The organism is Bradyrhizobium sp. 17, assembly GCF_023073515.1.
Taxonomy (GTDB): Bacteria; Pseudomonadota; Alphaproteobacteria; order Rhizobiales; family Xanthobacteraceae; genus Bradyrhizobium; species Bradyrhizobium canariense_D.
Window position 1 is genome coordinate 74,465 of the sequence record NZ_JADPJQ010000128.1, and the last position, 24,786, is coordinate 99,250.

Consider the following 24,786-nt stretch of genomic DNA (forward strand, 5'->3'; position numbering starts at 1 on the left):
CGAAGTGGGTACCGGTTCGCGTAAGTAACGCGTCAAAACAAGAAACCAGAGTGGTTCATGGATTGGCTCGGATTCACCATCGTCATTCTCTGCCTGCTGGTCTCCGGCTTCTTCGCCGCGAGCGAGACCGCACTGACGGGCGCCTCGCGCGCCAGCATGCTGCGGCTCTCCAAGCAGGGTAATCGCGACGCCGACGTGGTTTCGCAGCTGCTCGACATGCGCGAGCGCCTGATCGGCGCCCTGCTGCTCGGCAACAACATCGCCAATATCAGTGCATCCGCCCTGGCCACCAGCATTTTCACGGCCTGGTTCGGCGACGTCGGCGTGCTCTATGCCACCGGCTTGATGACCGCACTGGTCGTGATCTTCGCCGAGGTGCTGCCCAAGACCATCGCGATCAACGCGCCCGACCGTATGGCGCTCGCGGTCGCGCGCCCGATGCGGCTGACGATGTACGTGCTGGGGCCGCTGCTGCGGATCGTGGAAGTCATCGTGCGGCTGTTGATGCGCCTGTTTGGCCTTGCCGGCGAGCACCAGGCGATCCTGTCGCCGACCGAGCGCCTCCGCGGCGCGGTCGACCTGCTGCATCATGAAGGCAAGTTTGAGAAGCACGACCGCGACATGCTCGGCGGGCTGCTCGATCTGCGCGAGCTCCAGGTCTCCGACGTCATGATCCATCGCACCGAGATGACGATGATCAACGCCGACCTGCCGCCGGAGGATCTGGTGCGCGAGGTGCTGGCGGCCGAATACACCCGCATCCCGCTGTGGCGCGAGAAACCGGAAAACATCATCGGCGTGCTCCACGCCAAGGATCTGCTGCGCGCGATCCGCGCGTCCGACGGCGACACCTCGCGCATCGACGTCTCGACCATCGCGCTGCCGCCCTGGTTCGTGCCGGAAATGCGGCCCGTCTCCGAGCAGCTCAAGGCGTTCCGCCGCCGCAAGACTCATTTCGCCCTGGTCGTCGACGAGTACGGCGAAGTTGAAGGCCTCGTGACGCTGGAAGACATTCTGGAAGAGATCGTCGGCGACATCTCCGACGAGCATGACGTCGTGGTCGCGGGCGTGCGCGCCCAGCCGGACGGCTCGGTCGTCGTCGACGGCTCGGTCCCGATCCGCGATCTCAACCGCGCCATGGACTGGCACCTGCCCGACGAAGAGGCAACGACGGTCGCCGGCCTCGTCATTCACGAGGCGCGCTCGATCCCCGACCGCGGCCAGAGTTTCACCTTTCACGGCTTCCGCTTCCGCGTCCTCCGCCGCGAACGCAACCGCATCACCGCGCTCCGTATTTCACCGGTGCCGCGCGAGACGGAAATGGAGGAAGCCAAGCGGCGGCGGGCGGGGACGTCGTTTTGAAGCGGTAGCTGTCATCGTCCGCCTTGTGCGCGCTTGCGCACTGGGGCGGACGATCCAGTAAGCCGCAGCGGCTCGATTCTAGCCGCGCCGCCTCGGAGTACTGGATGCCCGCCTTTGCGGGCATGACAGCCGCATCGGCGAGCTAGCTGCCGCCTTCTCCCGGCGCTTGCGCGTGGATCGCCAGCGCGTGCACGCTGCCGGAGAGTTCCGCGGCCAGCGCCGAATTTATCATGCGGTGGCGATCGACCCGGCTCTTCCCTTTGAAGGCGGAAGACACAATATAAACCCGAAAGTGCGTCTCGCCGCTCGGCCGATGGCCGGCGTGGCCCTCATGCAAATGTGACTCGTCGACGACTTGCAGGCTTTCCGGCGTGAAAGCTTCCTGCAACTTGTTGCTGATAGTGTCTCTGATGGCCATCTGGGTCATTACGGTGCGAGATCGCTCTCCGTATTGGATAGGCCGCCTCTAGCGGCCGTTCAAGGACGCCTCAGCATAGTTTCGGCTATGCTTTTCAGCTAATTGCAATGTCAAGACTTGAAGGTTTTTGCATTGCGTAGTCAAAGTCAGCCATGCCGATCGATTCATCAAAGTTCTTCGACTCCATCCGGATCAAGCCGAAAGGCAAGCAGCCGGAGGTGAAGCCGCGCGACGCCGTGGTCAATTGCGAATGGACCGGGTGTCAGAACAAGGGCGCGCATCGTGCGCCCAAGGGTCGCGACAATCAGCGTGAGTACTGGCACTTCTGCCTGAACCACGTGCGCGAGTACAACCAGAACTACAATTTTTTCTCCGGCATGAATGCCGACGCTGTCGCGCGCTATCAGAAAGATGCGCTGACCGGTCATCGTCCGACCTGGAAGATGGGCGCCAATGGCGGCGTCAAGAAGGGCGCCGAGGCCGAGATCGACGGCGCCTTCGATCCGTTCAGCATGTTCCAGGAGCTGAACGGCCGCACCGGCTGGCGCGCCGGCCCGCAGGCCGCGCCCAAGGCCGAGACGCGCAAGATCATGAACGCCGAGCGCAAGGCGCTTCAGGTGATGGGCCTCGCCCCCGAGTCCACGCTCGCCGACGTCAAGTCCAAGTACAAGGCGCTGGTGAAGCAGCACCACCCCGATGCCAACGGTGGCGACCGCTCCACCGAGGATCGCCTGATCGAAATCATCAAGGCGTATAATTATCTGAAGACCGTGGTGCGCGAGGCGTAGGCTTCGCGCGCGCTTTCTTCCCTTCTCCCCTTGCGGGAGAAGGTGGCGCGAAGCGCCGGATGAGGGGTTTCTCTCGGCGAATTCAACTGCAAGATATGAGGGTGTCGAGACAACCCCTCACCCGTCTCGCCGCTTTGCGGCGAGCCACCCTCTCCCGCAAGGGGAGAGGGGAAGCACGCGCTCCGGGCTACGCATTCCCTACGCCTTCGGCATCGCGCCCACATATGACGAGCTCGGCCGGATCAGCCGCCCGGTCCGCTGCTGCTCCCGCGCATGCGCCGTCCAGCCGGCTGCGCGCGCCACGGCGAAGATCGGCGTGAAGGCCTGCCTCGGAATCGCCAGCGCATCGAGCAGGATCGCGGTGAAGAACTCCACATTGGTCTCCAGCGGCCGGTCCGGATTCTTCTTGCGCAAGGCTGCGCGGATATAGGCCTCGACCTCGCCGGCAAACGGCAGGTCGGCGCCGTCCGAGGCCAGCGCCTCGATCGCGGTCTTGAGCACGTCGGCGCGGGGATCGCGCACGCGATAGACGCGGTGGCCGAAGCCCATCATTCGCTCGCCGCGGGCGAGTGCCGCGTCCACCCAGGGCTGGATGCGCTCGCGCGAGCCGATCGCGTCGAGCATTTCCAGCACCGGCTCCGGCGCGCCGCCATGCAGCGGACCCGTCAGCGCGCAATAGCCGGCGGTGACGGCGGCAAACAGATCTGCGTGCGTTGAGGCCACCACGCGCGCGGTGAAGGTCGAGGCGTTCATGCCGTGGTCGCTGGCGGTCACGAGATAGGCGTCCAGCGCCCTGACCTCGCGTGGTTCGGGCGCGCGCCCGTGCAGCATGCGAAGCGTATCGGCAGCCTGGCTCACGTTCGGATCGGGCGCCACGGGATCGAGACCCCTAGCCCGGCGGACGAGCGCGCCCGCAATCACCGGGAATGCGCCGACGATCGTCGCCTCATGGGCGAGCCCGTGCTCGGCGCGAACTCCCGCGACCGCCGCGCGAAATCCGTCGATGATGCCCATGCCGCGCGTTGCCGGCAGCAGCTCATCCAGCCGCGCGAAGGCGCGCTCGCGTGCGGCGCCCAGGCTCGCGCGCACATCGGCTTCGCTCAGCGTGGTCGTGCTGGCGCCGTTCCAGAGCCGGGCGGTGACGCCCTCAAAGCTCGACTGGCTCGCCAGTCGGCCAACATGCTCGCCGGCGATGATCAACTCGCCGCGCTCGCCGTCGACATGGCTCAGCACGGTTTCGGCCGCGGGAACGCCGTCCAGCCCGATCTGGCTCTTGGTGAGGTGGATGTTCATGGCCCAAATCTCCTTTGCACCAGCCAAAGATCAGGCCTCTCGACAGATTGATCAATCTTGATTACATTAATCAATATGAAAAATTCGGAAGGTCTCTACCTCTCCGCCCGGGAAGCCGCCGCCGAGCTCGCGATCTCGCCGGCCACGCTCTACGCCTATGTCAGCCGCGGCCTGGTCCGCTCCGAGCCGACGCCCGACTCGCGCAAGAACCGCTATCGCGCCGAGGACGTCCGGGCGCTGAAGGAGCGTCGGGTGCCGTCGCCGGAGCCGCGCGGCCTGCGCAGCTTCGATGCCGATCTGCCGGTCATGGACACGGAGATCTCCACCATCACCGAGGAGGGCGCGATCTATCGCGGCGTCAATTGCGTCGATCTCGCGGAGAACGACACGCTGGAGCACACGGCGACGCTTCTGTGGGACGTCTCCGGCGTCGATCCCTTTGCGCCGGACAATTTTCCCGCGGTGTCCGATGAGATGCGCCTGATCGCGCAGGCCGCGCGGCGCGCCGCGCCGATCGATCGCGCCATTGCCGTGCTGGCGCTCGCATCGAGCGCCGATCCCCGCGCCTTCACCCGCGCGCATGATGGACGTGCGATGGTCGGTGCGCGCATCGTCCGGCTCCTGGTCGCGACCATGCTCAATACGGAGCCGTCCGCCGAGCCGCTGCACCAGCAGATCGCCAGTGCCTGGGCTCCCGACAACAAGCACGCGGCCGATCTCATACGCCGCGCGCTGGTTCTGCTCGCCGAGCATGAGTTGAACGCGTCCACCTTCACCGCGCGTTGCGCAGCCTCGACCGGTCTTAATCTTTATGATTCCGTCATCGCCGGCCTCGCCGCGCTGAAGGGACCGAAGCACGGCGGTGCCGGCGTGCTCGCCTCGCAGCTCGTCAAGGCACTGGTCGATCGTGACGTCGAGCCAATGGTCCGGGAGCGTGTCGCGCTCGGCGAACGCTTTGCCGGCTTCGGTCACGGCGTCTACAAGCGGGGCGATCGGCGCGCGCAATCGCTGCTCAACGCGCTCTCTCGCGCAGGCGCACCGCGCAAATTCACCAAGGAGGTGCCCGAGCGGATCGCGGAGGCGACCGGCGAACTCGTCAATATCGACTACGCGCTCGCGGTGCTCGTGCACGCGCTGCGCCTGCCTGGCGGCAGCGAGCTCGCCCTGTTCGCGATGGCCCGCAGCGTCGGCTGGATCGCACATGCGAGCGAGCAGTTGCAGTTCGGCAAGCTCATCAGGCCCCGGGCGAGGTATGTCGGGCCGGCACCGGGGCGGAGGGGAGGCGCTGCTAGCTAGGATCGCTGCTGCGGTCGTCCTGGCGGAAGCCCGTGCTCGGGTACCTGATCAATCCGCAAGCCCTAACACGAACGCCAAAGCAATCCCAATCCGCGCCATATCCTGGCTGCCGAGGCGCCCGATCTTCTGTCCGATCCGTTCGCGTCTCACGGTGATCGGCTTGTCGGCCATCGCCTGCGATCTCAGTCGTAATCCATTTTCGCGGGTTGGCTCGATAGTCACCCGAAAATCCGGGGCGTGCGCCAGTTCGGAAGTCAACTGGCAGATCACGACGGAGGCATGAGTTTCAGGGAAAGCGTCGCTCTGCACGATGACCGCCGGGCGGGGTTTGCCATAGTCGCCCGTTGCAGCGACGGTCACGACGTCACCGCGTTGCATCTGCATCAAACTCGGAGACCGACTCGATCCACTGCAGCGCGTTGCGCTCGCGATCGGGGTCGAGGCTGGCAACTTGCTTCGCCACCCGTCGTCGAACTGACCGCGAGCGAGCATCAGCTACGACGAGGCGCAGTTCGCGCAAGCCCCGCAGCCGCCTCCGCTGGCGCATCATTTTCATTCTTTCAGCGGGTGCAGTCATTGGAAACGATCCCATGTAACGCGTTACAATGTAACGCGTTACGGCTTGGAGGCAAGGGCCGCCACGTTGCGAAGTCCCCAAACCGCAGTGCGCCGCTCGACGCTATCACCCTCGCGGCTTCGCCACCGCCACGCCGCCGCCGTTCCGGCGGCGATAGATCCAAACCGCCAGGCCTACGACGATTGCCACGCCGACCACGGTCAAAATCCACATATGCTTATACGGATGCCCATGGTGCGGCAGCCCGGCATATTCGTGCAGGGCCGACACCGCCAAAACGCCCGGCAGCACATGCGCCGGCGCCCAGACCAGGATCGCCGGGATGTTGATGGCGTAGAAGCGGGCCGGGGGCATGCCGAGCGCGCCCGCCGTGACCGGGACGAAGGCACGGATCGGCGGCACGAAGCGGGCGAAGAACACCGCCCAGGTGCCGAAGCGGTGGAAGAAATTCTCGCTCTGTTCGACCACACGCGGATAATTGGTCAGCGGCCAGGTGTTGAGGATCTCCCGTTGTTGCCGGTGTCCGATCCAGTAGGCCGAACCATCGCCGAGCACTGCGCCGAGCGCCGCCGCCAGCAACACCCATTGCAGCTTGAGCTCGCCGCCCGGGACCAGGGCGCTCAGCGCCAGGATGATCGTCGAGCCGGGGATGACCGACCCCACCACCGGAACCGCCTCGAGCAGGGCCGCCAGAAACAGGGTCAGATAGGCCAGCCACGCATGGGCCGAGACGAATGAAATGAGGGGATCGAGAAAGGACGTCACATCGTCTCTGCGGTGGGATTGGGCCTTGGGGTTCGGACCCTATATTCAGACCCTACAAAGTAATGAGCGGCGGTAAAAGTGCCACCCGCGTCGGCAGGACGGTGCCTTCGGCACGAAATTCAGGCGTGATTCGCAGGGCAGCCTTCCAAAAATCGCGTTCCTTGCCTATCTAAATGAAAAGACAACGGAACTTTGATCGGGGGGCGGGCTTCTGCCCGCCCGTTGTCTCTGATAGGTTCGCAACAGCACCCAGCCGCAGCCAACGTGCAATAACTGGTCTCGGGATCGCCCGGGACCTCGGAGGATTGATGACGACCGCCGCGATGTCCAAAGTTGAGGAAGTTTCCGGTTTGCCCGACATGAAGGTGTCGGTGCGCCAGGTGTTCGGGATCGACAGCGATCTCGAAGTCCCCGCCTATTCCGAAGTCGATCCTCACGTCCCCGAAGTCGATTCCGATTACCGCTTCGACCGCGCCACCACGCTCGCCATTCTCGCCGGCTTCGCCCACAACCGCCGCGTCATGGTCACGGGCTATCACGGCACCGGCAAATCCACCCATATCGAGCAGGTCGCTGCGCGACTGAACTGGCCCTGCGTGCGCGTCAACCTCGACAGCCACATCAGCCGTATCGACCTCGTCGGCAAGGACTCGATCGTGGTCCGCGACGGCAAGCAGGTCACCGAATTCCGCGACGGCATCCTGCCCTGGGCGCTCCAGCATAACGTCGCGCTGGTGTTCGACGAATACGACGCCGGCCGCCCGGACGTGATGTTCGTGATCCAGCGCGTGCTGGAAGTCTCCGGCCGGCTGACGCTGCTCGACCAGAACAAGGTGATCAAGCCGCATCCGGCATTCCGCATGTTCTCGACCGCCAACACCGTCGGCCTCGGCGACACCTCGGGCCTCTATCACGGCACCCAGCAGATCAACCAGGGTCAGATGGACCGCTGGTCGATCGTCACCACGTTGAACTATCTCAGCCATGACGAGGAAGTGGAGATCGTGCTGGCCAAGGCCAAGCACTATCGCACCACGGAGGGCCGCGACATCGTCAACAAGATGGTTCGCCTCGCCGACCTCACCCGCAACGCCTTCGCCAATGGCGATCTGTCGACGGTGATGAGCCCGCGCACGGTGATCACCTGGGCGGAGAACGCCGACATCTTCAGCGACATCGGCTTTGCGTTCCGGGTCACCTTCCTCAACAAATGCGACGAGCTCGAACGTCCCCTCGTCGCCGAGTTCTACCAGCGCTGCTTCAACGCGGAGCTGCCGGAATCGTCGGTGAACGTGGCGCTCAGCTGATCGCTCTCGGTGTGTCGTCCCGGCCGAGTGCGCAATTGCGCACGGGGGCCGGGACCCATACCGCGAGGTCTCTCTGTGAAGCGACGCTGCTAATTTCTCCTGACGCAATGATTGCCGGCGGTTATGGGTCCCGGCCTTCGCGGGGACGACGGGTAAGGGCGAGATGAGCACCACCTCCAACTCCAAATTCCGCAACACCAAGGAAGCCCCGACCGAGCCGTTCAAGCGCTCGGTGGCCTCCTGCCTGAAGGCGATCGCCAAGGCGCCCGAGCTCGACGTCAGCTTCGCCGCCGAGCGTCCCGGGCTCGCGCCGGGCAAGGCGCGGCTGCCCGAGCCCGCGCGAAAGATGACCAGGCGTGATGCCGCCATCGTGCGCGGCCACGCCGATTCCATCGCGCTCAAGCTCGCCTGTCACGATCCGAAGGTGCATCGCAAGCTGATGCCGGGCAATCCGCAGGCGCGCGGCGTGTTCGAGGCGGTGGAGCAGGCCCGTGTCGAGGCGATCGGCGCGCGGCGCATGGCGGGCGTTGCGAAAAACCTCACCGCGATGCTCGACGACCATTTCCATCGCGGCAAGTTCGACGAGATCACCGATCGCGCCGACGCGCCGCTCGCCGACGCGCTGGCAATGCTGGTGCGCGAGCGCCTGACCGGCATGGCGCCGCCGACGGCCGCCAAGAAGATGGTCGATCTCTGGCGCCCTATTCTCGAAGACAAGATCGGCAGGCGGCTCGACCGGCTCGATACCGTGGTCGAGGACCAGACCAGGTTCGGCGATGCCGTGCATGATCTGCTGACGGCGCTCGAGATCGGCGACGAGCGCAGCGCCGACAGCGAAGACAATGACGAGAACGACGAGAACCAGGACGGCGACAACGATCAGTCCGGCGCCGAGGGCTCGCCCGATTCCGACGCCGCGCAGGAGATGAGCGCCGATCAGGCCCAGGCGTCGAGCGAGGAGATGAGCGAGAGCGCGATGGAAAGCGCGCAGGCCTCGACCTCCGACACCTTCGACGACGGCGAGCTCGGCGACGACGAGACGCCGGGCGAGGCGACGCGGCCGAATTCGCACGGCAAGAACGAGCCGCGCGGGCCGGAATATCACGCCTTCGCGCCGAAGTTCGACGAGGTCATCGCCGCCGAAGACCTCTGCGACCATGACGAGCTGGAGCGGCTGCGCGCCTATCTCGACAAGCAGCTCGCGCATCTGCAGGGCATCGTCGCCCGTCTCGCCAACCGGCTGCAGAGGCGCTTGATGGCGCAGCAGAACCGCGCCTGGGAATTCGATCTCGAAGAGGGCATTCTCGACCCCGCGCGGCTGTCGCGCGTGGTGACCGATCCCTATCACCCGCTGTCCTTCATGCACGAGAAGGAGGCGACGTTCCGCGATACCGTGGTGACGCTGCTGCTCGACAATTCCGGCTCGATGCGCGGGCGGCCGATCACGGTCGCGGCGACTTGCGCCGACATCCTCGCCCGCACGCTGGAGCGTTGCGGCGTCAAGGTCGAGATTCTCGGCTTCACCACGCGCGCCTGGAAGGGCGGGCAATCGCGCGAGGCGTGGCTTGCCGCCGGCAAGCCGGCCAGCCCCGGCCGCCTCAACGATCTCCGCCACATCATCTACAAGTCGGCGGACGCCCCCTGGCGTCGTGCGCGGAAAAACCTCGGCCTGATGATGCGCGAAGGGCTGTTGAAGGAGAACATCGACGGCGAGGCGCTCGACTGGGCGCACAAGCGCCTGCTCGGCCGGCCCGAACAGCGCAAGATCCTGATGATGATCTCGGACGGCGCGCCGGTCGACGATTCCACGCTGTCGGTCAATCCCGGCAACTATCTCGAGCGGCACCTGCGCCACATCATCGAGGAGATCGAGACCCGCTCGCCGGTCGAGCTGATCGCGATCGGCATCGGCCATGACGTGACGCGCTATTATCGCCGCGCGGTGACGATCGTGGACGCCGAAGAGCTCGGCGGCGCCATCACCGAAAAACTCGCCGAACTGTTCAGCGAGACCAACACCGCGCCCACGCAGCCGGCCAACCGCCCGCGACGCAAACTGCATTCGTGAGCAACCATCGGTCCCGCCGCAGCTTTATCGGCCACGCGGCGGCGGGATTTTCCACTCTCGCACTGTCTCGCCTGGCGCAGGCACAGCCGGCGCCGAAGCCGGCGCTGATCGAGCACGCCGTCGCCGCGCCCGTTGGCATCGAGGTCAACGCGCGGCCGATCCCGAATTTCGAGCCGCGCGACCGCGCGCGCACGCGGTTCGGTTCGCTGGACTATCGCGGCGGCCTGGTGCTGACCTCGCCGCATCGCGGCTTCGGCGGCCTGTCCGGCTTCCGCTTTCTCGACAGCAAAGGCGAGCGCTTCCTCGCGATCTCCGACCAGGGCACCTGGTTCACCGGTCGCATCCGTTATTCCGGGCGGATCATGACCGGCCTCGGCGACGTCGAGGCCGCGCCGGTGCTCAATGCGGAGGGGCGGCCGATCACGGAGAAGCGGCTGTGGTACGACACCGAGTCGCTCGCGCGTGACGGCGACCTCGTCTATGTCGGGCTCGAGCGCGTCAACCAGATCATGCGGTTCGATTTTGCGAAGGGCGGCACACGCGCGCGCGGCGAGGTGCTGCCGACCCCGCCGGCGGTGCGCAAACTGCCCTACAACAAGGGGCTCGAGGCGCTGGTGTTCGTTCCAAAGGGGCAGCCGCTCGCGGGCACCTTGATCGCGCTGTCGGAGGGCGGCTTCGATGCCGACGGCAATCTGATCGGATTTTTGCTCGGCGGCCCCACACCCGGCCAGTTCAGCATTCGCCGCACCGACCAGCAGCTCATCAGCGACGCGGTGCTGCTGCCCTCGGGCGATCTCCTGATCCTCGAACGCAAATTCTCCTGGTTCACCGGCGTCGATATCCGCATCCGCGCGATCCCCCTGAAATCGATCGCGCCGGGCGCATTGGTCGACGGCCCCGTGCTGTTCAAGGCCGATCTCGGCCACGAGATCGACAACATGGAAGGCATCGACGCCCACGTCACGGCTGACGGCGAGACCGTGCTGACATTGGTGTCGGACGACAATTTCTCGATGCTCCAGCGCACCCTGCTGCTGCAGTTCGCGCTGGTGGAGTAGGGCGGCGCGGCCGCAATGCATCCCCCGCGAGCCGCCATGCCCCCCGCGCGGCTGGCAATCGGCGCATCGCCCACTACACTCTCTCCATCTCCCTGCCCCCCATCCCGGAACTCCCCCGCATGAGCGCCCTGTTTTCCCCGATCAAGCTGCGCGGCCTGACTTTGAAGAACCGCATCGTGGTGTCGCCGATGTGCCAATATTCGGCCGAGGACGGCGTCCCCACCGACTGGCACTTCACCCACATCAACAATCTCAGCCTGTCCGGCGCCGCGATGTTCTGCATCGAGGCGACCCATGTCGAGGCGATCGGCCGCATCACGCCGGGCTGCCTCGGGCTCTACAGCGATGCCGCCGAGGCCGCGCTGAAGCAGATCCTCACCTCGGTGCGGAAACATTCCTCGACCGCCGTCGCAATGCAGCTCGCGCATGCCGGCCGCAAAGCCAGCAGCGCGCGGCCCTGGGACGGCGGCCAGCTGATTCCGCAGGACGCGGGCGGCTGGCAGACCGTGGCGCCGTCGGCGCTGCCGCACAAGGAGGGCGAGGCCGCGCCGCTGGCGCTCGATGCCGCCGGCCTCAAGCGCATCCGCGAGGCCTTCGTCGATGCCGCCAAGCGCGCCGATCGCATCGGCATTGACGCGGTCGAGCTGCACGGCGCGCACGGCTATCTCCTGCATCAATTCCTGTCGCCGATCTCGAACAGGCGCACCGACGAATATGGCGGCTCGCTCGAGAACCGCATGCGCTTCCCGCTGGAGGTCTACGACGCGGTCCGCGCCGTATTCCCGCACGACAAGCCGGTCGGCATGCGGGTGTCGTCGACCGACTGGGTCGAGGGCGGCTGGGACCTGGCGCAGACCATCGCATTCGCAAACGCGCTGAAGGCGCGCGGCGTCGACTGGATCGATGCCTCCTCCGGCGGCGTCTCGCCGCTGCAGAAGATCGCACTCGGCCCCGGCTATCAGGTGCAGTTTGCAGAGGCCATCAAGCGCGAGACCGGTTTGCCCACCATCGCCGTCGGCCTGATCACCGAGCCGAAGCAGGCCGAAGAGATCGTCGCATCCGGCAAGGCCGACATGGTCGCGCTCGCCCGCGGCTTGCTCTACGACCCGCGCTGGGCCTGGCACGCCGCAGCCGAACTCGGCGGCGAGGTCGAAGCCCCGCCGCAATACTGGCGCTCGCAGCCCTCGACCCAGAAGGCGCTGTTCGGCAAGACCACGTTCGGGGCGCGGTGAGAGAGGCGAGTCTGGCGCGAGGACCGCGCCGCAAACTCGTCATTGCGAGGAGCCCTTGCGACGAAGCAATCCAGGCTGTGTCCGCGGAAAGATCCTGGATTGCTTCGCTGCGCTCGCCATGAGGATGGGGAGGCAGCCATGCGACACACGCCAAGGTCGTTGCTCCGCGTACCTTTTGGTCCCGTGCCGTTCCGCCTCACGCATCCGTAAACCCTCTCAGCTTCCACCCCACCCAAATCTGGCCTAACCTCGCGTGCGTCCAACGCCTCGCGGAGGCCCGCCATGCGATTTCGTGTTCGAAAAGCTGCCCACGTCATCGAGCGCGTGGGCCTTGCGATGGCGGGCGCGGCGTGCGGGCTGTTTGTCGGCGCTTATGTGGGATCGGCGATCCCCGCGCTCACCACCGAGGGGTTCCTGCTGCTGATGATGGTGCTGGGCTTCGTCGGCTTCTATCTCGGCATCGACACGCCGCAATTGCCGTTCGACGAGGCCCACGGCGACATCGACGCCGCGGAACTGTTGAGCGCCGCCGGCACGCTCTGCGCCACGCTCACCGCGCTCGCCTCCGTCGCCATCATCGTGCTCCGCCTCGATCCGCACATCGCCTGGAGCTGGTTCGCCTTGTTCGGCTGGATCGCCGGCGTCGCGATGCAGATCGTCGCGGGCGCAAAGGCGCGGATGCGGAAACCGTGAATTTGTTGTGTTGGGAGAGATCGCGCCGCAAGTACACTGCGTTCCCTCCCCCTTGTGGGGGAGGGCTAGGGAGAGGGGTAGCCACACGGCGTGCTCTGTCGAATGAAGCGACACTCTGTTGCCATCGCTTCGCACGTAACTAACACCTTTTGCTGGGCCACCCCTCTCCCCAACCCTCCCCCACAAGGGGGGAGGGAGCCGAGCGGAGTGTGGAGCGCGGCCTTGTTCAGCAGCTGGAAGGAGTCAAAACACCACTCCCACCTTCGTGCCGCGCTTCCACGCCACGCGGCAGCGTTTTTTCGTGTTCACATGCAGCAGCTCGAAGCGATCGGGAATCTTCACCTGGCCGCCGAGATCGACGCAGGCACCTCCGGGCGAATAGTCGATCAGCGTGCAGGGGATCACCGGCGCGCGCGGGTCGGTGATGATCTTGGCCTGGCGGGACACCAGGCCCGCGGGTTTGACGCGGGCATGTCGTCGCGGATGCATTGGCACTCTCCTCCAATTTCCGCGGATGGCGCGGGTGGTCAGGAGATGATGCCCAGGAGTTGATTCGATCCGGCTAAGGCGGGGCGGAGAATTTTAATGAAAAGTATCGGCGAATGGAGAAAGCGGCGGTAGCGGGGTGGGAAGGCTTCCCCCTCTCCCCTTGTGGGAGAGGGTGGATCGCCACGAAGTGGCGAGACGGGTGAGGGGTCTCGCACGGCATACTAAGCTTTCGCGTTCGCGGCGACAACCCCTCATCCGGCGCCATAGCCGATGCGAAGCATCGGCGTTTTCAAGAACGGCGGCCGAAGACCGCCTATGCCACCTTCTCCCACAGGGGGAGAAGGGAAGGCCCTCACCCCACCACGATCTCCCCCGACTCCGCCACCATGCCCACACCCGGCGGCAGCGGCATCGGCACCGTCACATACTCCTTCGGCAAATTCACCGGCCGATAGTCCGGCTCCACCGCCATCCGCTTCAACACGCTCTCATGCACATGCGCGCCTTCGGGGATCAGGCGCGGTTCGCAATCGGGGATGTAGAACCCGAGAAACACCTTCCGCGCCGGCCATTCCCGGTACTTGGCGCTCTTCGGCAGATATTCCAGCACGCGCCAGGGCGCCGTCATCGAATCATGCAGCTCGCCGGTCTTGCCGGTGTAAGCCGGCGGCACGTATTGGAACGGCGAGTTCTTGCGCTGGATGCCCCAGGCGAGCTGGTTCACCGTGCGCGGGTTGAAGTTCAGCCCCGCCTTGGTCGCCTCCTCGATCATCCAGAGCAGCGGATATTTGGACTCGCCGCTCTCGACTTCCGGATAGCCGCCACCGACGTCGCAATGCACGCCGGCGAACCACACCTGCAAAATGTCCTGCGGCTCCTTCTTGTCGTCGGGCACGAAGCGGTTGCGCCAGTACTCCTGCGGCTCCTCATACTGCTTGAGGCGGAACATGCAGCGCCGCTCGTCGATGGCGATCGCCTGGCGGAAGATGTTGACGCTGGGATTGCGCAGCGTGAAGGCGAGCTCCTCGAAGCTCGGCAAATAGCCCCGGTCGGCGCGCGGCACGATCACGCTCGCCACCGTGTCCCAGACGCCGATGAAGTGGATGGTCGGCCAGCGCGACGAGGTGATGCGTGCGAACTGCGCGGCGAGATCGAACTTGTTTTTCGGCAGCGGCCCGCTGTCGTCAAAACCCTCATCGATGAGGTCGCTGACATCGTTGCCGCGCCCGGTGCCGGAATATTGCTTGTAGGCGACGAGGCCACTGCCTGCGAGGTTGGCCTGCTCCGGCGAGATCAGGCCGATCTTGTGGATCAGCCCCGCCAGCACGCGAACCGTGTAGGCACCGCGCGAAAAACCGAACAGGTAGATCCTGTCGCCCGGCGCGTAATGCTCGACCAGGAAGCAATAGGCCGACAGCGTGTTGTCATCGAGCCCGTAGCCAGTGGCGAGCCCCAGCACCAGATTGACGTTGGCTTTCCAGCGGTGCCACGTCGACGGCTCCGTCACCGTGCCGACCCCGGGATCGTAGAACACCATCTGCCGCGGCCGCGTCTTGTCGGTCTTGCGCAGGCAGCGATAGAGCTTCAGGACGTTGGAGATGTTTTCGGAAATCTCGTTGCCGGTGCCGTCACAGCAGATGACAAGGTTCTTCGGCTCGGATGTGTGCTCGGCGTTGCGCTCGTGATCCACAGGATGCCCCTCCCGCTGATGCTACCCGGGCGAGTATAGCGGAAAAGGGCGGGGAGAGGGAGATGACGCTTCTTCTCCTCTCCCCTTGCGGGAGAGGGTGGATCGCCGCGAAGCGGCGAGACGGGTGAGGGGTCTCTCTCCGCGTGCGAATCTCTCGCGTCAGAACTCCCGGAGACAGACCCCTCATCCGGCGCCATAGCCGATGCGAAGCATCGGCGTTTTCAAGAACGGCGGCCGAAGGCCGCCTATGCCACCTTCTCCCGCAAGGGGAGAAGGGAAGGCGCCCGCCGGCTACTTCTTCTTCTGGCCGATCTCCGGCTGCCAGGCCGCGTCCTTGCGGCTTGGCGCTGCGGCGCTGGTCTTGATCTTGTCCTTTTTCGGCTTCTTGGTCTCGCGGTTGCTGCGTTGCTGTCCCTTGGCCATGACGTCGTCTCCTCCTGGGTTTCGAGTTCGTCCGCGTGCGAGATCGGCGCTGCAATGGTCGCTGGGCGGGGCTGTGAGATGCACCCGCCCGAACCAATGAAGATCGCCGCTGCGCACACGAGGCGCGAAAGATGCAGCGCAACATCGACGCGCGGCAATTGCGTGAGCTGCGCTGACGTGGTCGAGCGTACGCCCGCGTCCTGCCGATTGCGAGGACTAAAACGCCGCGCACGAGCACCGCGCTTGCGCCGTAAGTCCCGGCCCACGCTGACATAATGCTGGCTATTGCCGGGTAACAAGCGCATGGTCGTGACCAGCTGGTGTCGGTTGGGGCCCCTTCTTTGCGAAAGGCAGGCGCGCATGACCATCCGCTCGCGGCGAGAAACCATCACCTTCAAGCATCCATTCCACATCCGCGGCCTCGAGCGCCAGTTGCCGGCCGGCGCCTATGAGGTCGTCACCGACGAGGAGATGATCGAGGGCCTGTCCTTCGCATCCTATCGCCGCGTCGCCACCATGATCACGGTGCCCTCCGAAGGCGTGCGCGGTGCGACGGAGATGCTGTCGATCGGCTCGGTCGACCTGGCGGATGCCCAACGTATCGACGCGAGTGCCTGACATGACTGACATCCCGGTCGATCTCGACAGCCACCGCGGCATGGCCGCCCAGAAGGCAACCGATCTGCGCCGCGCGCTGGCCGATGTCGAGGCCCAGGTCAGGGAGCTGCGCGAGCGCGAGGCCGAGCTTGAAAACCGCATGATGTCGGTGCCTGCCACGTCCTGGCCGGAGGCCGCCGTGAAGGCCCGCCATCTGCTCAACCTCTATGCCGCGAGCCTGCCCACCGAGGACACCCGCCACCGCGCGCTGGTGGCCGCCCTGTTCGACGATTTCGCAAGGCTCAACGGCGACGGCTGAAGGCGAGGCAACGCGCGCAAACACCGGCGTCGTCCTGGCAGAGTGCGCAATTGCGCACGGAGCCGGGACCCATAACCACCGAAGTCAGTTTTTGTGCACCCTCGTGCCACAGCCTGCTTCGATAACGCTGACCGGCGCCGCCCCCAGTGCGCAATTGCGCAAGTCCGGCACGACGCGGACGCAAAAGGAGTACCCCATGACGCTCACCAGCAGCCGCTTCATCGCCCACGACCAGGACCGCGGCATCGTCCAGTTCTCGATGCAGGACGGCGCGAAGGAGATCGCCTGCGCGATCTCGACCTCCGCCATGGACGACCTCGAGCGCGGCCCGCGCGCCCGGCCCAGCGAGCGCGAAGAGCAGTTCACGCGCCTGCGCGAACGCATCGAAGCCTGCACCGGACGCAAATATCAGGCGACGGAGTTCGAAGGCACGCCGCCGGGGATCGTGCTGCGGAGCATTGATTTTCGGGGGTAGGGGAACGGCGTGGGCTAGAAGTATGGCGGAGCCGGGCCGTCGGTTCCGTCGCGTGGCTGTCTGGACGAATATGAAGGAACTTCATTTTGGAGAAATGAGATCGGTGAGTTGGATTGGTCTAAACACAATATAGTTTGTTCGGGCCTACTGCCGCTTAGCGATAGAGCAGTAGAAATGGAAAGCCTTCAAGACTGCAATTGTCGCGCTGAGGTCAGCGTGTGTTCCAAACTGCCGTATCATTTTTCGGAGTAGGGCTTTTCCATCTCGCGTGAGCTCCCAATGAACCTTGTCGGCCACTTTGTCTGCTCGGATCACTGCGCTCGGATGGTCCTGAACTAAGAGATCAAAAAAGTGGTTTGGCAGTAGATCCTCTAGTTCCCAATTCAACCCTTTGTAGGCCAGGTTTTCCCGTTCAAAGGCCTTTTGGAGAGTCTTGGGATCGAGATTGCCGCTCGTTGGCATGTGTGGATGAAGCCGGAAGACGTCACGAAACTCCACAATACTTGTGTCCAAAGCAGTCGCAGCTCTTACTGCCTGTTGGCCTGCCTTGTCATTGTCGAATAGTGCAAGAAACCGATAGGCAGGTCGACCGCTTCTGGTTAGGCAGGTGCGCGAATAACTTCGCAAGCTGACCAATTCGCGAATGACGCCCTGTGTACCTCCTCGGTCTCGTTCGCCGGCGGCAATGATTGCTAGATCCGTTCCAATCAAGTCTTGACCGGTAGCCTCCCGTTCAAGGCGAGCAGCAAGCTCAAGTATCTCCACATCACTAGCGGTGTTAGGTCCCGATCTTCGATAACAAGAAACTGCTCTAATATCGGGCGCTCCGGTTCGTCGATTTCCGTTATGTCAAAGCGCTGAATACGGCCAAACTGATCCCGTACTCTGATGGTCTTTCGCTGTTCCGCAAATCGCTCGACATAGCGATGCAAAACGCTTTCGATAAAGCGATCCGGCGATTCGCGGGATAGGCTAGCGCTAGCGAACCCGGTTGACCGTTCCAGCCATTGGTTCAGCACAGTCTCTGCATTTTCCAACTCAGAAGTGATCGTTAATTGTGTGCGAAAACCGGACTCCCACAAATCGCTCAGTTCTTGAGGTATCGGATAGTCGTTGCCTGCAACTACAAGAACTTGGCGAACTCCCGAGCGGCGGAGGTCCTCCACCATCGTCATTCTTCTCAGCCTATTTTCAAATTCCGAGGTGGAGCTTCCCTCACGTCCATTGAGCAAGTAGATGGGCAAACAGCGCTGGGGAAAAGTGATGCGCGACGGATCGCTATCGACGATCTGCACGAAGCCCCTTCGTCTAGCCATATCGTCGCCGGAGCGCGATCCTTGATCGAGCGCTGAGATCAACCGCTTGTCAGAAACCTCGGATAAGACTAGCCGCCAAGGCAAGCCTAGGAATGATATCAAAGTTTCGAGTTGGGGGCATTCCTTCGGCAGGTCGATCAGCCAAAGTGCAATGTCGCGGCTGTCGAGGTTCGACAGGAGATTGTCCGAAGCTCCGTCGACAAGAAAAAGTTTCTTTTGGTTCATTTTCCCGCTCCCATGCCGTCATGGCGTTGCCTCGATGCCTTCCAAACGGGATGCACCGTTTGATTGTAGGAGGAAGCGCGGTGTTATCAACAAAAACGGCCGGATCTTCCGATCCGGCCGTCACGCAAAACTCTTCCAGCTAAGCCTACGCCTCGCGACGCAAGCCCTCGCCCGATTCGAAAATTCTTAGCTCGCCTTCTTCTCCGGCGCCGGGGTCGGGCCGACCTTCTTCTGGATGGCGCGCTTCAGCTCGAGGGCGCGGGGCGACAGCACGGCGGCCTTGGCCTTGAGCAGGAAGGGATCGAGGCCGCCATTGTGGTCGACGCTCTTGATCGCGTTGGTGGAGACGCGCAGGCGCACGTTGCGGCCCAGCGCTTCGCTGATGAAGGTCACGTTGACCAGGTTCGGCAGGAAGCGGCGCTTGGTCTTGATGTTGGAGTGGCTGACCGTGTGGCCGACCTGGGGGCCCTTGGCCGTCAATTCGCAGCGGCGAGACATGGCAAAATCCTCAATCTTTCCCAACGATGTGCGGCCGCCATTCGGGGCGCCACGGGCAAATTCTCTGTCCTTGCAGGGAGCGGGCGGACGTATAGGGGGGAAGCGGCGGGACGTCAAGGTTTTGGGGCGGGTTTCGTGCTCCAAGGTAGCTGTCATCGCCCGGCTCGCCGCCTTCGCTGAAGCTTCGGCGGGCCGAGCACCCGTGTGGGCCTCGGCGTAGCCTTGGCGGAGCCGGGACCGGGCGATCCAGTACTCCGCGCCGGTGCGGCTGACCAGAGGGGCCGCGGCGTACTGGATGCCCCGGTCAAGCCGGGGCATGACGGCGGTGGAGGTGGCGGGGTGAGGTGCGCTTTCAGTCCCACCCCCGATCACCAAAACGGCAATGATTATCGCGCCTTACCATCACATAAAGGGCGTATTCGCGCCCGAAAAGTCCGGTGGAGTTCCGGACGCCGACAGGCCCGGACGCATTGCTTGGCGCGGTATTTGGCTTAAGTAACAACCGTTCGCGCCCCGATTGGATTGTTTCGTGCTCACAACGCCTCATCTTGCGCCGAGCCTGCGCCCAAAAGAGCTGCGCTCAGCGGAGCGGCGCGCGAGGAATCCGCGCGTAAGCCATCCTCGCTCTGCCGGCCGCTGGGTCATGGCGGCCCTTGGCGGGCTGGTGTTGGCGTGGGCGGCGGAGCCCGCGGCGGCGCAGGGCAAGCTCGAGGCGCAATATGAGGCGACGCTGGCGGGCATTCCCGTCGGCAAGGGCGCCTGGAACATCGACATCCAGGACGATGTGTTCGCGGCCGCGGCCTCCGGCGGCACCTCGGGGCTGCTGAAATCCTTCGCGGGCGGGTCCGGCACCGGCGCCTCGCAGGGCCGCGTGGTCAACGGCGCGCTGGTCGCGACCGGCTATCAGGCCTCCACCACCACCTCGAAGAAGACCGAAGAGATCCGCATCACGCTCGACAAGGGCAATGTGAAGGATTTTGCCATCCTGCCGGAGCCGCCGGTCGATCCCGACCGCATCGTCGTCACCGACGCGCATCGCCGCGGCGTCTGGGACCCGATGACGGCCTCGCTGGTGCGCGTATCCGGCACCGGCGACGTGCTGTCGGCGGACGCCTGCCACGGCAGCGCCGCCGTGTTCGACGGCCGCATGCGCTACGAGCTCAAGCTCGATTTCAAGCGCATGGAGAACGTGAAGGCGGAGAAGGGCTATCACGGCCAGGTCGTGGTCTGCTCGCTCTATTTCGTGCCCATCGCCGGCTACATCCCCGACCGTCCGGTGATCAAATATCTCGCCGCCCAGCGCAACATCGAGGTCGCGTTCGCACCGATCGCCGGCACGCGCATCCTGGTCCCGTTCTGGCTGAAAGTGCCGACCCCGCTCGGGCCGGCCATGCTGGAAGCAACCAGCTTCATCACCAGCGCCCAGCCGCCCAAGGTCGCGAAGACGCAGTAGGGCTGGGTGCCGTAGCCCCGCTGCCGTAGCCCGGATGGAGCGCAGCGTAATCCGGGGTTCTTTGCTTCGGCCCCCGCATTGCGCTCCGCTCCATGCGGGCTACGGACCTCCCTTTTGGTGAAAATAAACATCAATGATTTCAACAACATGCCTACTGTGCATGGGGTTGTTTTCGCGCATTTTGTTTGGAGGGGGTCGAGAACCGGGAATCCATTTGACTCCTCCCCGATTCTGATTCGACTCCGCGCCGTCCCCAGCTTTAACGAATCCGCCATCGAAACGTCGCTTGTGCGGCGGAGCAAAACTCCATCTAGTGCGAACCCACAAGCCTCCCGCGACATCTTGCGTGAACGGAACAGGACTCAAGGGGGAGTCAGCGATTCGGCCGCGATTCGTTCTCAACTCGTTCCGAAGCTTAAAGCCAACGGGAAAAGCGTCGCAAAGTGAGACAGTTGCGCTGGGTTCAGGGAGAGGCGCCGCATTCTCCGCCGTCATGCCCCGGCTTGACCGGGGCATCCAGTACGCCGCGCCCTCTCGGTTTGATCTGCGCCGCCTCTGGAATACTGGATCGCCCGGTCGAGCCGGGCGAGGACAGCAGTGTGTGAGGCGAGCCCTTCGCGCCACCGCCCCAAAACAGCACTGACATTCGCCCCAATCGCCATTACCTAATCCCCCAGATGCCTTTTTCCTCCTCCCCCTTCGCTTCCGAGCGGCTTCCCGGCGCCGGCGTCACTGCGGTGCTTGGTCCCACCAACACCGGCAAGACCCATCTCGCCATCGAGCGGATGCTCGCGCATCCCTCCGGCATGATCGGGCTGCCGCTGCGCCTGCTCGCGCGCGAGGTCTACAACAAGATCGCAGCAAGGGTCGGCCCCGACGCCGTCGCGCTCGTGACCGGCGAGGAGAAGATCAAGCCGAAAGCGCCGCGCTATTGGGTCTCGACCGTCGAGGCGATGCCGCGGGATCTCGACGTCTCGTTCCTTGCCGTCGACGAGGTGCAGATCGCATCCGATCTGGAACGCGGCCACGTCTTCACCGATCGCATCCTCAATCGCCGCGGCCGCGACGAGACGCTGCTGCTCGGCGCTGCGACCATGCGCCCGATCATCGAGCGGCTGCTGCCGGGCGTCTCCATGATCACGCGGCCGCGCCTGTCGCAGCTGGAATTCGCGGGTGATCGCAAGATCACGCGGCAGCCGCGCCGCACCGCCATCGTCGCCTTCTCGGCCGACGAGGTCTACGCCATCGCCGAGCTGATCCGCCGCCAGCATGGCGGCGCCGCCGTGGTGCTGGGTTCGCTGTCGCCGCGCACCCGCAACGCGCAGGTCGCGATGTTCCAGAACGGCGAGGTCGATTACCTCGTCGCCACCGACGCCGTCGGCATGGGCCTCAATCTCGACGTCGACCACGTCGCCTTTGCCTCCGACCGCAAGTACGACGGCTACCAGTTCCGCCGCCTGACGCCGTCCGAATTCGCTCAGATCGCCGGCCGCGCCGGCCGCGCCACCCGCAACGGCACCTTCGGCACCACCGGCCGCTGCGGCCCGTTCGAGCCCGAGCTCGTCAATGCGCTGCAGAACCACACCTTCGATCCCGTGAAGGTTTTGCAATGGCGCAATTCGAAGCTGGATTTTGCTTCCCTCGGCGCGCTCCAGGTCTCGCTGAACCTGGCCCCCGGCCACGAGGCGCTGACGCGCGCGCCGATTGCCGAGGACATGCGCGTGCTCGACCACGCCGCCCGCGACGCCGAGGTGCGCGATGTCGCGCATGGCAAGGACGCCGTGGAACGGCTGTGGGAGGCCTGCCAGGTCCCGGATTATCGAAAGCTGTCGCCGGCCGCCCATGCCGAGCTGGTGACGACGCTGTACGGCTTCCTGATGCGGAAGGGATGCATCCCCGACGCCTGGTTCAGGACCCAGATCGACCAGGCCGACCGCGTTGACGGCGATATCGACACGCTGTCGGCCCGGATCGCGCAGATTCGCACCTGGACCTTCGTCGCCAATCGCCCCGACTGGCTGAAAGACCCCGAACGCTGGCAGGGGATCGCCCGCGAGGTCGAAAATAAATTATCGGATGCGCTCCATGAACGCTTGACTGAGCGTTTCGTTGATCGCCGGACCAGTGTATTGATGCGCCGCCTGCGGGAGAACACGAGCTTGAATACGGAAATCGGCAAGACCGGCGAAGTCATCGTCGAAGGCCATGTCATCGGCCGCCTCGATGGCTTCACCTTTGCACCGGATGCGGCGGAAGCCGGCTCCGATGCGAAAGCGTTGCAGGCTGCAGCGCAGGCCGTGCTCGCCGGCGAGATCAACGCGCGCGCCGAAAAACTGGGCAACGCACCGGACGAGCAGTTCGTGCTGACCTCGGAAGGCATCATCCGCTGGACCGGCGACGCCGTGGCGCGGCTGTCTGCCGCAGAGGAAGCGCTGCATCCGCGCATCCGCATCATCTCCGACGAACGCCTCACGGGCGCCCCCCGCGACAAGGTGCAGGCGCGGCTTGAGCTCTGGCTCAAGACGCATATCGAAAAGCTGCTCGGGCCGCTGTTCGAGCTCAGCAAGGCCGAGGACGTCACCGGCATCGCCCGCGGCATCGCCTATCAGCTCGTCGAGGCGCTCGGCGTGCTGGAGCGCCCGAAGATCGCCAACGAGCTGAAGGATCTCGACCAGCCCTCGCGCGCGACCTTGCGCAAATACGGCGTCCGCTTCGGCGCCTATCACCTCTATTTCCCCGGCCTGCTCAAGCCGGCCGGGCGTGCGCTGGCCGCGCTGCTCTGGGCGCTGAAGCAGGACAATGTCGATCCCTCCGCGCTGTCGGGCGCGCAGCATCTGGCGAGCTCGGGCCGCACCTCGTTCCCGGTCGACAAGCAGCTGCCGCGCGATGCCTATCGCGTGCTCGGCTACAAGCAGGCCGGCGAGCGCGCCGTGCGCGTCGATATCCTCGAGCGCCTGGCCGATCTGATCCGTCCGGCGCTGGCCTGGCGCGAGAACGCGTCTGGCGAAAAGCCCGCCGGGGCATTCGACGGCCGCAGCTTTGTGGTGACGCAGGCGATGACCTCGCTCACCGGCTCCGCCGGCGAAGACTTTGCCTCCGTGCTGCGTGCGCTCGGCTATCGCATGGACAAGCGCCCGCCGCTGCCGGCGAAGCCCGCCGCGGCTGTTGTCGAGACGCCTATTGCTGAGGCGCCTGTTGCTGAAGCCTCCAGCGAAGAGACGCCCGCAACCGAAACGCCGGTCGAGGACGCCGCAACCCCTGCGGATGCCGCGATCGAAGCCGCTGCCGAGCCTGTGACCGTCGAAGACGCGCCCGGGATGGAGCAGCACGACGAGCCCGCGCATGACGAGCCGGCGCTCGAAGCTTCCGTCACGCCGGAAGACGCTCCCGGCATCGCGCCACCTGCGGAAGAGCCTGTTGCCCCCGCTGAAGCTGTCGAAACCGCACCTGCCGAAACCGCGCCTGCAGAGACCGCTGCAACTGAAGCCGCTGCGTCGGCCGATGCGGCAGCGCCGGTGGAAGCCGCGGCCGCGCCCGCCGAGCCCGAGCTCATCGAGGTCTGGCGTCCCGCGGGCCGTCACGATGATCGCAAGCCGCGCCACGAGCGCCATCGCAACCAGCGTCATCACCAGCCGCGTCCACAGGCGGGCGCTGAAGCCGGCGCTGCGCCTGCCGAAGGCGAAGCCCAGCCTGCCGCCGACGGCGAGAAGCGCGGTGAGCGCCATCGCCATGGCGGCGGTCATCGTCGAGATGGTGGCAGGGACTTCCGCAAGCCGCGAGAAGGTAGCGCCGAAGCTGCGCCGCGTCCCGAGGGCCGCGACGACAAGAACCGCCGCTTCGAGGGCAAAAATGGCGGCAACAAGGACCGCGACAACAAGGACCGCAACAAGGGCAAGTTCGGCGGCGATCGCGACAAGGGCCGCGATAACCGTGGCCGCGACCGCGACAAGGGCCGCGACCGCCAGGGCGGACCGTCGCTGCGTCCCTACGCATCGAGCGCCACCCCGCGCGAGCGCGATCGTCCGGTCGATCCGAACTCGCCGTTCGCGAAGCTCGCTGCGCTGAAGGAGCAGCTGTCCGGGCGTAAGGAGTGAGCCCACGACCGAGCGGCAGCGCATCGACAAATGGCTGTGGCACGCGCGGGTGGTGAAGGCGCGCACCTCCGCGGCCGCGCTTGTCGAGTCCGGCCATGTTCGCGTCAACGGTGCACGCGAGAAATCGCCGGGGCATGCGATCAAGATCGGCGACGTGCTCACCATCGCGCTCGATCGCACCGTGCGCGTCTTGAAAGTCATCGCCTTCAACGAGCGCCGCGGCGACGCCGCCTCGGCCTGTGTGCTCTACGAAGAGCTCGGTGAAGGCCCGCCAAGTTCTCAGCGCAATTAATTGCGCTTTGAATTCATTTCTTGGTCGATCAAGCGCATAAAGCCGTCATGATCGGCCG

The 24,786-nt window shown here is 65.0% G+C and carries 25 protein-coding genes; 14 read left to right on the top strand and 11 right to left on the bottom strand.

Going from position 1 to position 24,786, the window contains the following annotated elements; translation table 11 throughout:
- Positions 1–57: 57 nt before the first annotated feature.
- Positions 58–1,362 (top strand): HlyC/CorC family transporter, encoded by a 1,305-nt coding sequence (locus IVB13_RS35435; protein WP_018452925.1) that lies wholly within the window; start codon positions 58–60, stop codon positions 1,360–1,362.
- A 142-nt stretch (positions 1,363–1,504) separates the two neighbouring features.
- On the opposite strand, the gene IVB13_RS35440 is transcribed toward IVB13_RS35435, so the two are convergent.
- Entirely contained in the window at positions 1,505–1,780 is a 276-nt protein-coding gene (locus tag IVB13_RS35440) for a BolA family protein (RefSeq protein WP_026232423.1), read from the bottom strand.
- Positions 1,781–1,932: 152 nt separating this feature from the next.
- Here IVB13_RS35440 and IVB13_RS35445 point away from each other — a divergent pair, with 152 nt between their 5' ends.
- A complete protein-coding gene (locus IVB13_RS35445; RefSeq protein WP_018452927.1) occupies positions 1,933–2,568 on the top strand; it encodes a DnaJ domain-containing protein in 636 nt (211 codons plus the stop codon).
- Between the two features lie 198 nt (positions 2,569–2,766).
- Here the strand turns inward: IVB13_RS35445 and IVB13_RS35450 are convergent, their stop codons facing one another.
- Complete coding sequence (locus IVB13_RS35450; RefSeq protein ID WP_018452928.1) at positions 2,767–3,861, bottom strand: citrate synthase/methylcitrate synthase; 1,095 nt, start codon at positions 3,859–3,861, stop codon at positions 2,767–2,769.
- 75 nt (positions 3,862–3,936) lie between these two features.
- On the opposite strand from IVB13_RS35450, the gene IVB13_RS35455 reads away from it, so the two are divergent.
- Positions 3,937–5,157 (top strand): citrate synthase family protein, encoded by a 1,221-nt coding sequence (locus IVB13_RS35455; RefSeq protein ID WP_085358851.1) that lies wholly within the window; start codon positions 3,937–3,939, stop codon positions 5,155–5,157.
- 48 nt (positions 5,158–5,205) lie between these two features.
- Here IVB13_RS35455 and IVB13_RS35460 read toward each other — a convergent pair whose 3' ends face one another.
- The 3 genes from IVB13_RS35460 to IVB13_RS35470 form a co-directional block, all read right to left on the bottom strand.
- Positions 5,206–5,541, bottom strand: a complete 336-nt coding sequence (locus IVB13_RS35460; protein WP_018452930.1) for a type II toxin-antitoxin system PemK/MazF family toxin — start codon at positions 5,539–5,541, stop codon at positions 5,206–5,208.
- On the bottom strand, positions 5,522–5,734 hold the full coding sequence (locus tag IVB13_RS35465; protein ID WP_143273843.1) for an antitoxin MazE-like protein: 213 nt from the start codon (positions 5,732–5,734) through the stop codon (positions 5,522–5,524). The genes IVB13_RS35460 and IVB13_RS35465 overlap by 20 nt, the downstream gene beginning before the upstream one ends.
- A gap of 105 nt (positions 5,735–5,839) precedes the next feature.
- Positions 5,840–6,499: a DedA family protein gene (locus IVB13_RS35470; protein WP_018452932.1), complete on the bottom strand. Its 660-nt coding sequence runs from the start codon at positions 6,497–6,499 to the stop codon at positions 5,840–5,842.
- A gap of 308 nt (positions 6,500–6,807) precedes the next feature.
- On the opposite strand from IVB13_RS35470, the gene cobS reads away from it, so the two are divergent.
- The 5 genes from cobS (at position 6,808) to IVB13_RS35495 (ending at position 12,857) form a co-directional block, all read left to right on the top strand.
- Complete coding sequence (gene cobS, locus IVB13_RS35475; RefSeq protein ID WP_018452933.1) at positions 6,808–7,806, top strand: cobaltochelatase subunit CobS; 999 nt, start codon at positions 6,808–6,810, stop codon at positions 7,804–7,806.
- Positions 7,807–7,969: 163 nt separating this feature from the next.
- Positions 7,970–9,874 carry a cobaltochelatase subunit CobT gene (gene cobT, locus IVB13_RS35480; protein ID WP_018452934.1) on the top strand — a complete coding sequence of 635 codons (1,905 nt, stop codon included), beginning with the start codon at positions 7,970–7,972 and terminating at the stop codon, positions 9,872–9,874.
- Positions 9,871–10,932: an esterase-like activity of phytase family protein gene (locus tag IVB13_RS35485; protein ID WP_018452935.1), complete on the top strand. Its 1,062-nt coding sequence runs from the start codon at positions 9,871–9,873 to the stop codon at positions 10,930–10,932. Before cobT ends, IVB13_RS35485 begins: the two co-directional genes overlap by 4 nt.
- Positions 10,933–11,051: 119 nt before the next feature.
- Entirely contained in the window at positions 11,052–12,164 is a 1,113-nt protein-coding gene (locus tag IVB13_RS35490; protein WP_018452936.1) for an NADH:flavin oxidoreductase/NADH oxidase, read from the top strand.
- Between the two features lie 282 nt (positions 12,165–12,446).
- Positions 12,447–12,857 (top strand): hypothetical protein, encoded by a 411-nt coding sequence (locus tag IVB13_RS35495; RefSeq protein WP_026232425.1) that lies wholly within the window; start codon positions 12,447–12,449, stop codon positions 12,855–12,857.
- Positions 12,858–13,100: 243 nt separating this feature from the next.
- On the opposite strand, the gene IVB13_RS35500 is transcribed toward IVB13_RS35495, so the two are convergent.
- The 3 genes from IVB13_RS35500 to IVB13_RS40265 all read right to left on the bottom strand — a co-directional run bounded on the left by IVB13_RS35500 (position 13,101) and on the right by IVB13_RS40265 (position 15,459).
- Complete coding sequence (locus tag IVB13_RS35500; RefSeq protein ID WP_007599245.1) at positions 13,101–13,346, bottom strand: PilZ domain-containing protein; 246 nt, start codon at positions 13,344–13,346, stop codon at positions 13,101–13,103.
- A gap of 352 nt (positions 13,347–13,698) precedes the next feature.
- Positions 13,699–15,036, bottom strand: coding sequence for a DUF2235 domain-containing protein (locus IVB13_RS35505; RefSeq protein ID WP_018452938.1), 1,338 nt, complete (start codon positions 15,034–15,036; stop codon positions 13,699–13,701).
- A gap of 291 nt (positions 15,037–15,327) precedes the next feature.
- Positions 15,328–15,459 (bottom strand): hypothetical protein, encoded by a 132-nt coding sequence (locus IVB13_RS40265; RefSeq protein ID WP_007599247.1) that lies wholly within the window; start codon positions 15,457–15,459, stop codon positions 15,328–15,330.
- A 360-nt stretch (positions 15,460–15,819) separates the two neighbouring features.
- Here IVB13_RS40265 and IVB13_RS35510 point away from each other — a divergent pair, with 360 nt between their 5' ends.
- From IVB13_RS35510 to IVB13_RS35520, 3 genes are all read left to right on the top strand, one after another.
- A complete protein-coding gene (locus IVB13_RS35510; RefSeq protein WP_018452939.1) occupies positions 15,820–16,077 on the top strand; it encodes a hypothetical protein in 258 nt (85 codons plus the stop codon).
- 1 nt (position 16,078) lies between these two features.
- Positions 16,079–16,375, top strand: coding sequence for a hypothetical protein (locus IVB13_RS35515; protein ID WP_018452940.1), 297 nt, complete (start codon positions 16,079–16,081; stop codon positions 16,373–16,375).
- 196 nt (positions 16,376–16,571) lie between these two features.
- The gene (locus IVB13_RS35520) at positions 16,572–16,850 is read left to right on the top strand and encodes a DUF1488 family protein (RefSeq protein ID WP_018452941.1); all 279 of its coding nucleotides are present in this window, start codon (positions 16,572–16,574) and stop codon (positions 16,848–16,850) included.
- A 144-nt stretch (positions 16,851–16,994) separates the two neighbouring features.
- Here IVB13_RS35520 and IVB13_RS35525 read toward each other — a convergent pair whose 3' ends face one another.
- The 3 genes from IVB13_RS35525 to rpmB all read right to left on the bottom strand — a co-directional run bounded on the left by IVB13_RS35525 (position 16,995) and on the right by rpmB (position 18,889).
- The gene (locus IVB13_RS35525; RefSeq protein ID WP_247492187.1) at positions 16,995–17,561 is read right to left on the bottom strand and encodes a hypothetical protein; all 567 of its coding nucleotides are present in this window, start codon (positions 17,559–17,561) and stop codon (positions 16,995–16,997) included.
- Positions 17,558–18,391 (bottom strand): hypothetical protein, encoded by an 834-nt coding sequence (locus tag IVB13_RS35530; protein WP_247492189.1) that lies wholly within the window; start codon positions 18,389–18,391, stop codon positions 17,558–17,560. The genes IVB13_RS35525 and IVB13_RS35530 overlap by 4 nt, the downstream gene beginning before the upstream one ends.
- A gap of 186 nt (positions 18,392–18,577) precedes the next feature.
- Positions 18,578–18,889, bottom strand: coding sequence for a 50S ribosomal protein L28 (gene rpmB / locus IVB13_RS35535; protein WP_026232426.1), 312 nt, complete (start codon positions 18,887–18,889; stop codon positions 18,578–18,580).
- A 643-nt stretch (positions 18,890–19,532) separates the two neighbouring features.
- Here rpmB and IVB13_RS35540 point away from each other — a divergent pair.
- The 3 genes from IVB13_RS35540 to IVB13_RS35550 all read left to right on the top strand — a co-directional run bounded on the left by IVB13_RS35540 (position 19,533) and on the right by IVB13_RS35550 (position 24,728).
- Complete coding sequence (locus tag IVB13_RS35540; protein ID WP_085384094.1) at positions 19,533–20,342, top strand: DUF3108 domain-containing protein; 810 nt, start codon at positions 19,533–19,535, stop codon at positions 20,340–20,342.
- Positions 20,343–21,019: 677 nt separating this feature from the next.
- On the top strand, positions 21,020–24,436 hold the full coding sequence (locus IVB13_RS35545; protein WP_018452946.1) for a helicase-related protein: 3,417 nt from the start codon (positions 21,020–21,022) through the stop codon (positions 24,434–24,436).
- A 22-nt stretch (positions 24,437–24,458) separates the two neighbouring features.
- On the top strand, positions 24,459–24,728 hold the full coding sequence (locus IVB13_RS35550; protein WP_346731672.1) for an RNA-binding S4 domain-containing protein: 270 nt from the start codon (positions 24,459–24,461) through the stop codon (positions 24,726–24,728).
- The last annotated feature ends 58 nt before the right edge of the window (positions 24,729–24,786 follow it).

Excerpts from the sequence above, each read along its gene's own strand:
- IVB13_RS35545 (WP_018452946.1), top strand. The coding sequence starts at position 21,020 with ATGCCTTTTTCCTCCTCCCCCTTCGCTTCCGAGCGGCTTCCCGGCGCC.
- IVB13_RS35495 (WP_026232425.1), top strand. The coding sequence starts at position 12,447 with ATGCGATTTCGTGTTCGAAAAGCTGCCCACGTCATCGAGCGCGTGGGC.
- cobS (WP_018452933.1), top strand. The coding sequence starts at position 6,808 with ATGACGACCGCCGCGATGTCCAAAGTTGAGGAAGTTTCCGGTTTGCCC.
- IVB13_RS40265 (WP_007599247.1), bottom strand. The coding sequence starts at position 15,459 with ATGGCCAAGGGACAGCAACGCAGCAACCGCGAGACCAAGAAGCCGAAA.
- IVB13_RS35435 (WP_018452925.1), top strand. The coding sequence starts at position 58 with ATGGATTGGCTCGGATTCACCATCGTCATTCTCTGCCTGCTGGTCTCC.
- IVB13_RS35515 (WP_018452940.1), top strand. The coding sequence starts at position 16,079 with ATGACTGACATCCCGGTCGATCTCGACAGCCACCGCGGCATGGCCGCC.
- cobT (WP_018452934.1), top strand. The coding sequence starts at position 7,970 with ATGAGCACCACCTCCAACTCCAAATTCCGCAACACCAAGGAAGCCCCG.
- IVB13_RS35520 (WP_018452941.1), top strand. The coding sequence starts at position 16,572 with ATGACGCTCACCAGCAGCCGCTTCATCGCCCACGACCAGGACCGCGGC.
- IVB13_RS35440 (WP_026232423.1), bottom strand. The coding sequence starts at position 1,780 with ATGGCCATCAGAGACACTATCAGCAACAAGTTGCAGGAAGCTTTCACG.
- IVB13_RS35465 (WP_143273843.1), bottom strand. The coding sequence starts at position 5,734 with ATGACTGCACCCGCTGAAAGAATGAAAATGATGCGCCAGCGGAGGCGG.
- IVB13_RS35455 (WP_085358851.1), top strand. The coding sequence starts at position 3,937 with ATGAAAAATTCGGAAGGTCTCTACCTCTCCGCCCGGGAAGCCGCCGCC.
- IVB13_RS35500 (WP_007599245.1), bottom strand. The coding sequence starts at position 13,346 with ATGCATCCGCGACGACATGCCCGCGTCAAACCCGCGGGCCTGGTGTCC.
- IVB13_RS35460 (WP_018452930.1), bottom strand. The coding sequence starts at position 5,541 with ATGCAGATGCAACGCGGTGACGTCGTGACCGTCGCTGCAACGGGCGAC.
- IVB13_RS35490 (WP_018452936.1), top strand. The coding sequence starts at position 11,052 with ATGAGCGCCCTGTTTTCCCCGATCAAGCTGCGCGGCCTGACTTTGAAG.
- IVB13_RS35540 (WP_085384094.1), top strand. The coding sequence starts at position 19,533 with ATGGCGGCCCTTGGCGGGCTGGTGTTGGCGTGGGCGGCGGAGCCCGCG.
- IVB13_RS35450 (WP_018452928.1), bottom strand. The coding sequence starts at position 3,861 with ATGAACATCCACCTCACCAAGAGCCAGATCGGGCTGGACGGCGTTCCC.
- rpmB (WP_026232426.1), bottom strand. The coding sequence starts at position 18,889 with ATGTCTCGCCGCTGCGAATTGACGGCCAAGGGCCCCCAGGTCGGCCAC.
- IVB13_RS35530 (WP_247492189.1), bottom strand. The coding sequence starts at position 18,391 with ATGAACCAAAAGAAACTTTTTCTTGTCGACGGAGCTTCGGACAATCTC.
- IVB13_RS35510 (WP_018452939.1), top strand. The coding sequence starts at position 15,820 with ATGACCATCCGCTCGCGGCGAGAAACCATCACCTTCAAGCATCCATTC.
- IVB13_RS35445 (WP_018452927.1), top strand. The coding sequence starts at position 1,933 with ATGCCGATCGATTCATCAAAGTTCTTCGACTCCATCCGGATCAAGCCG.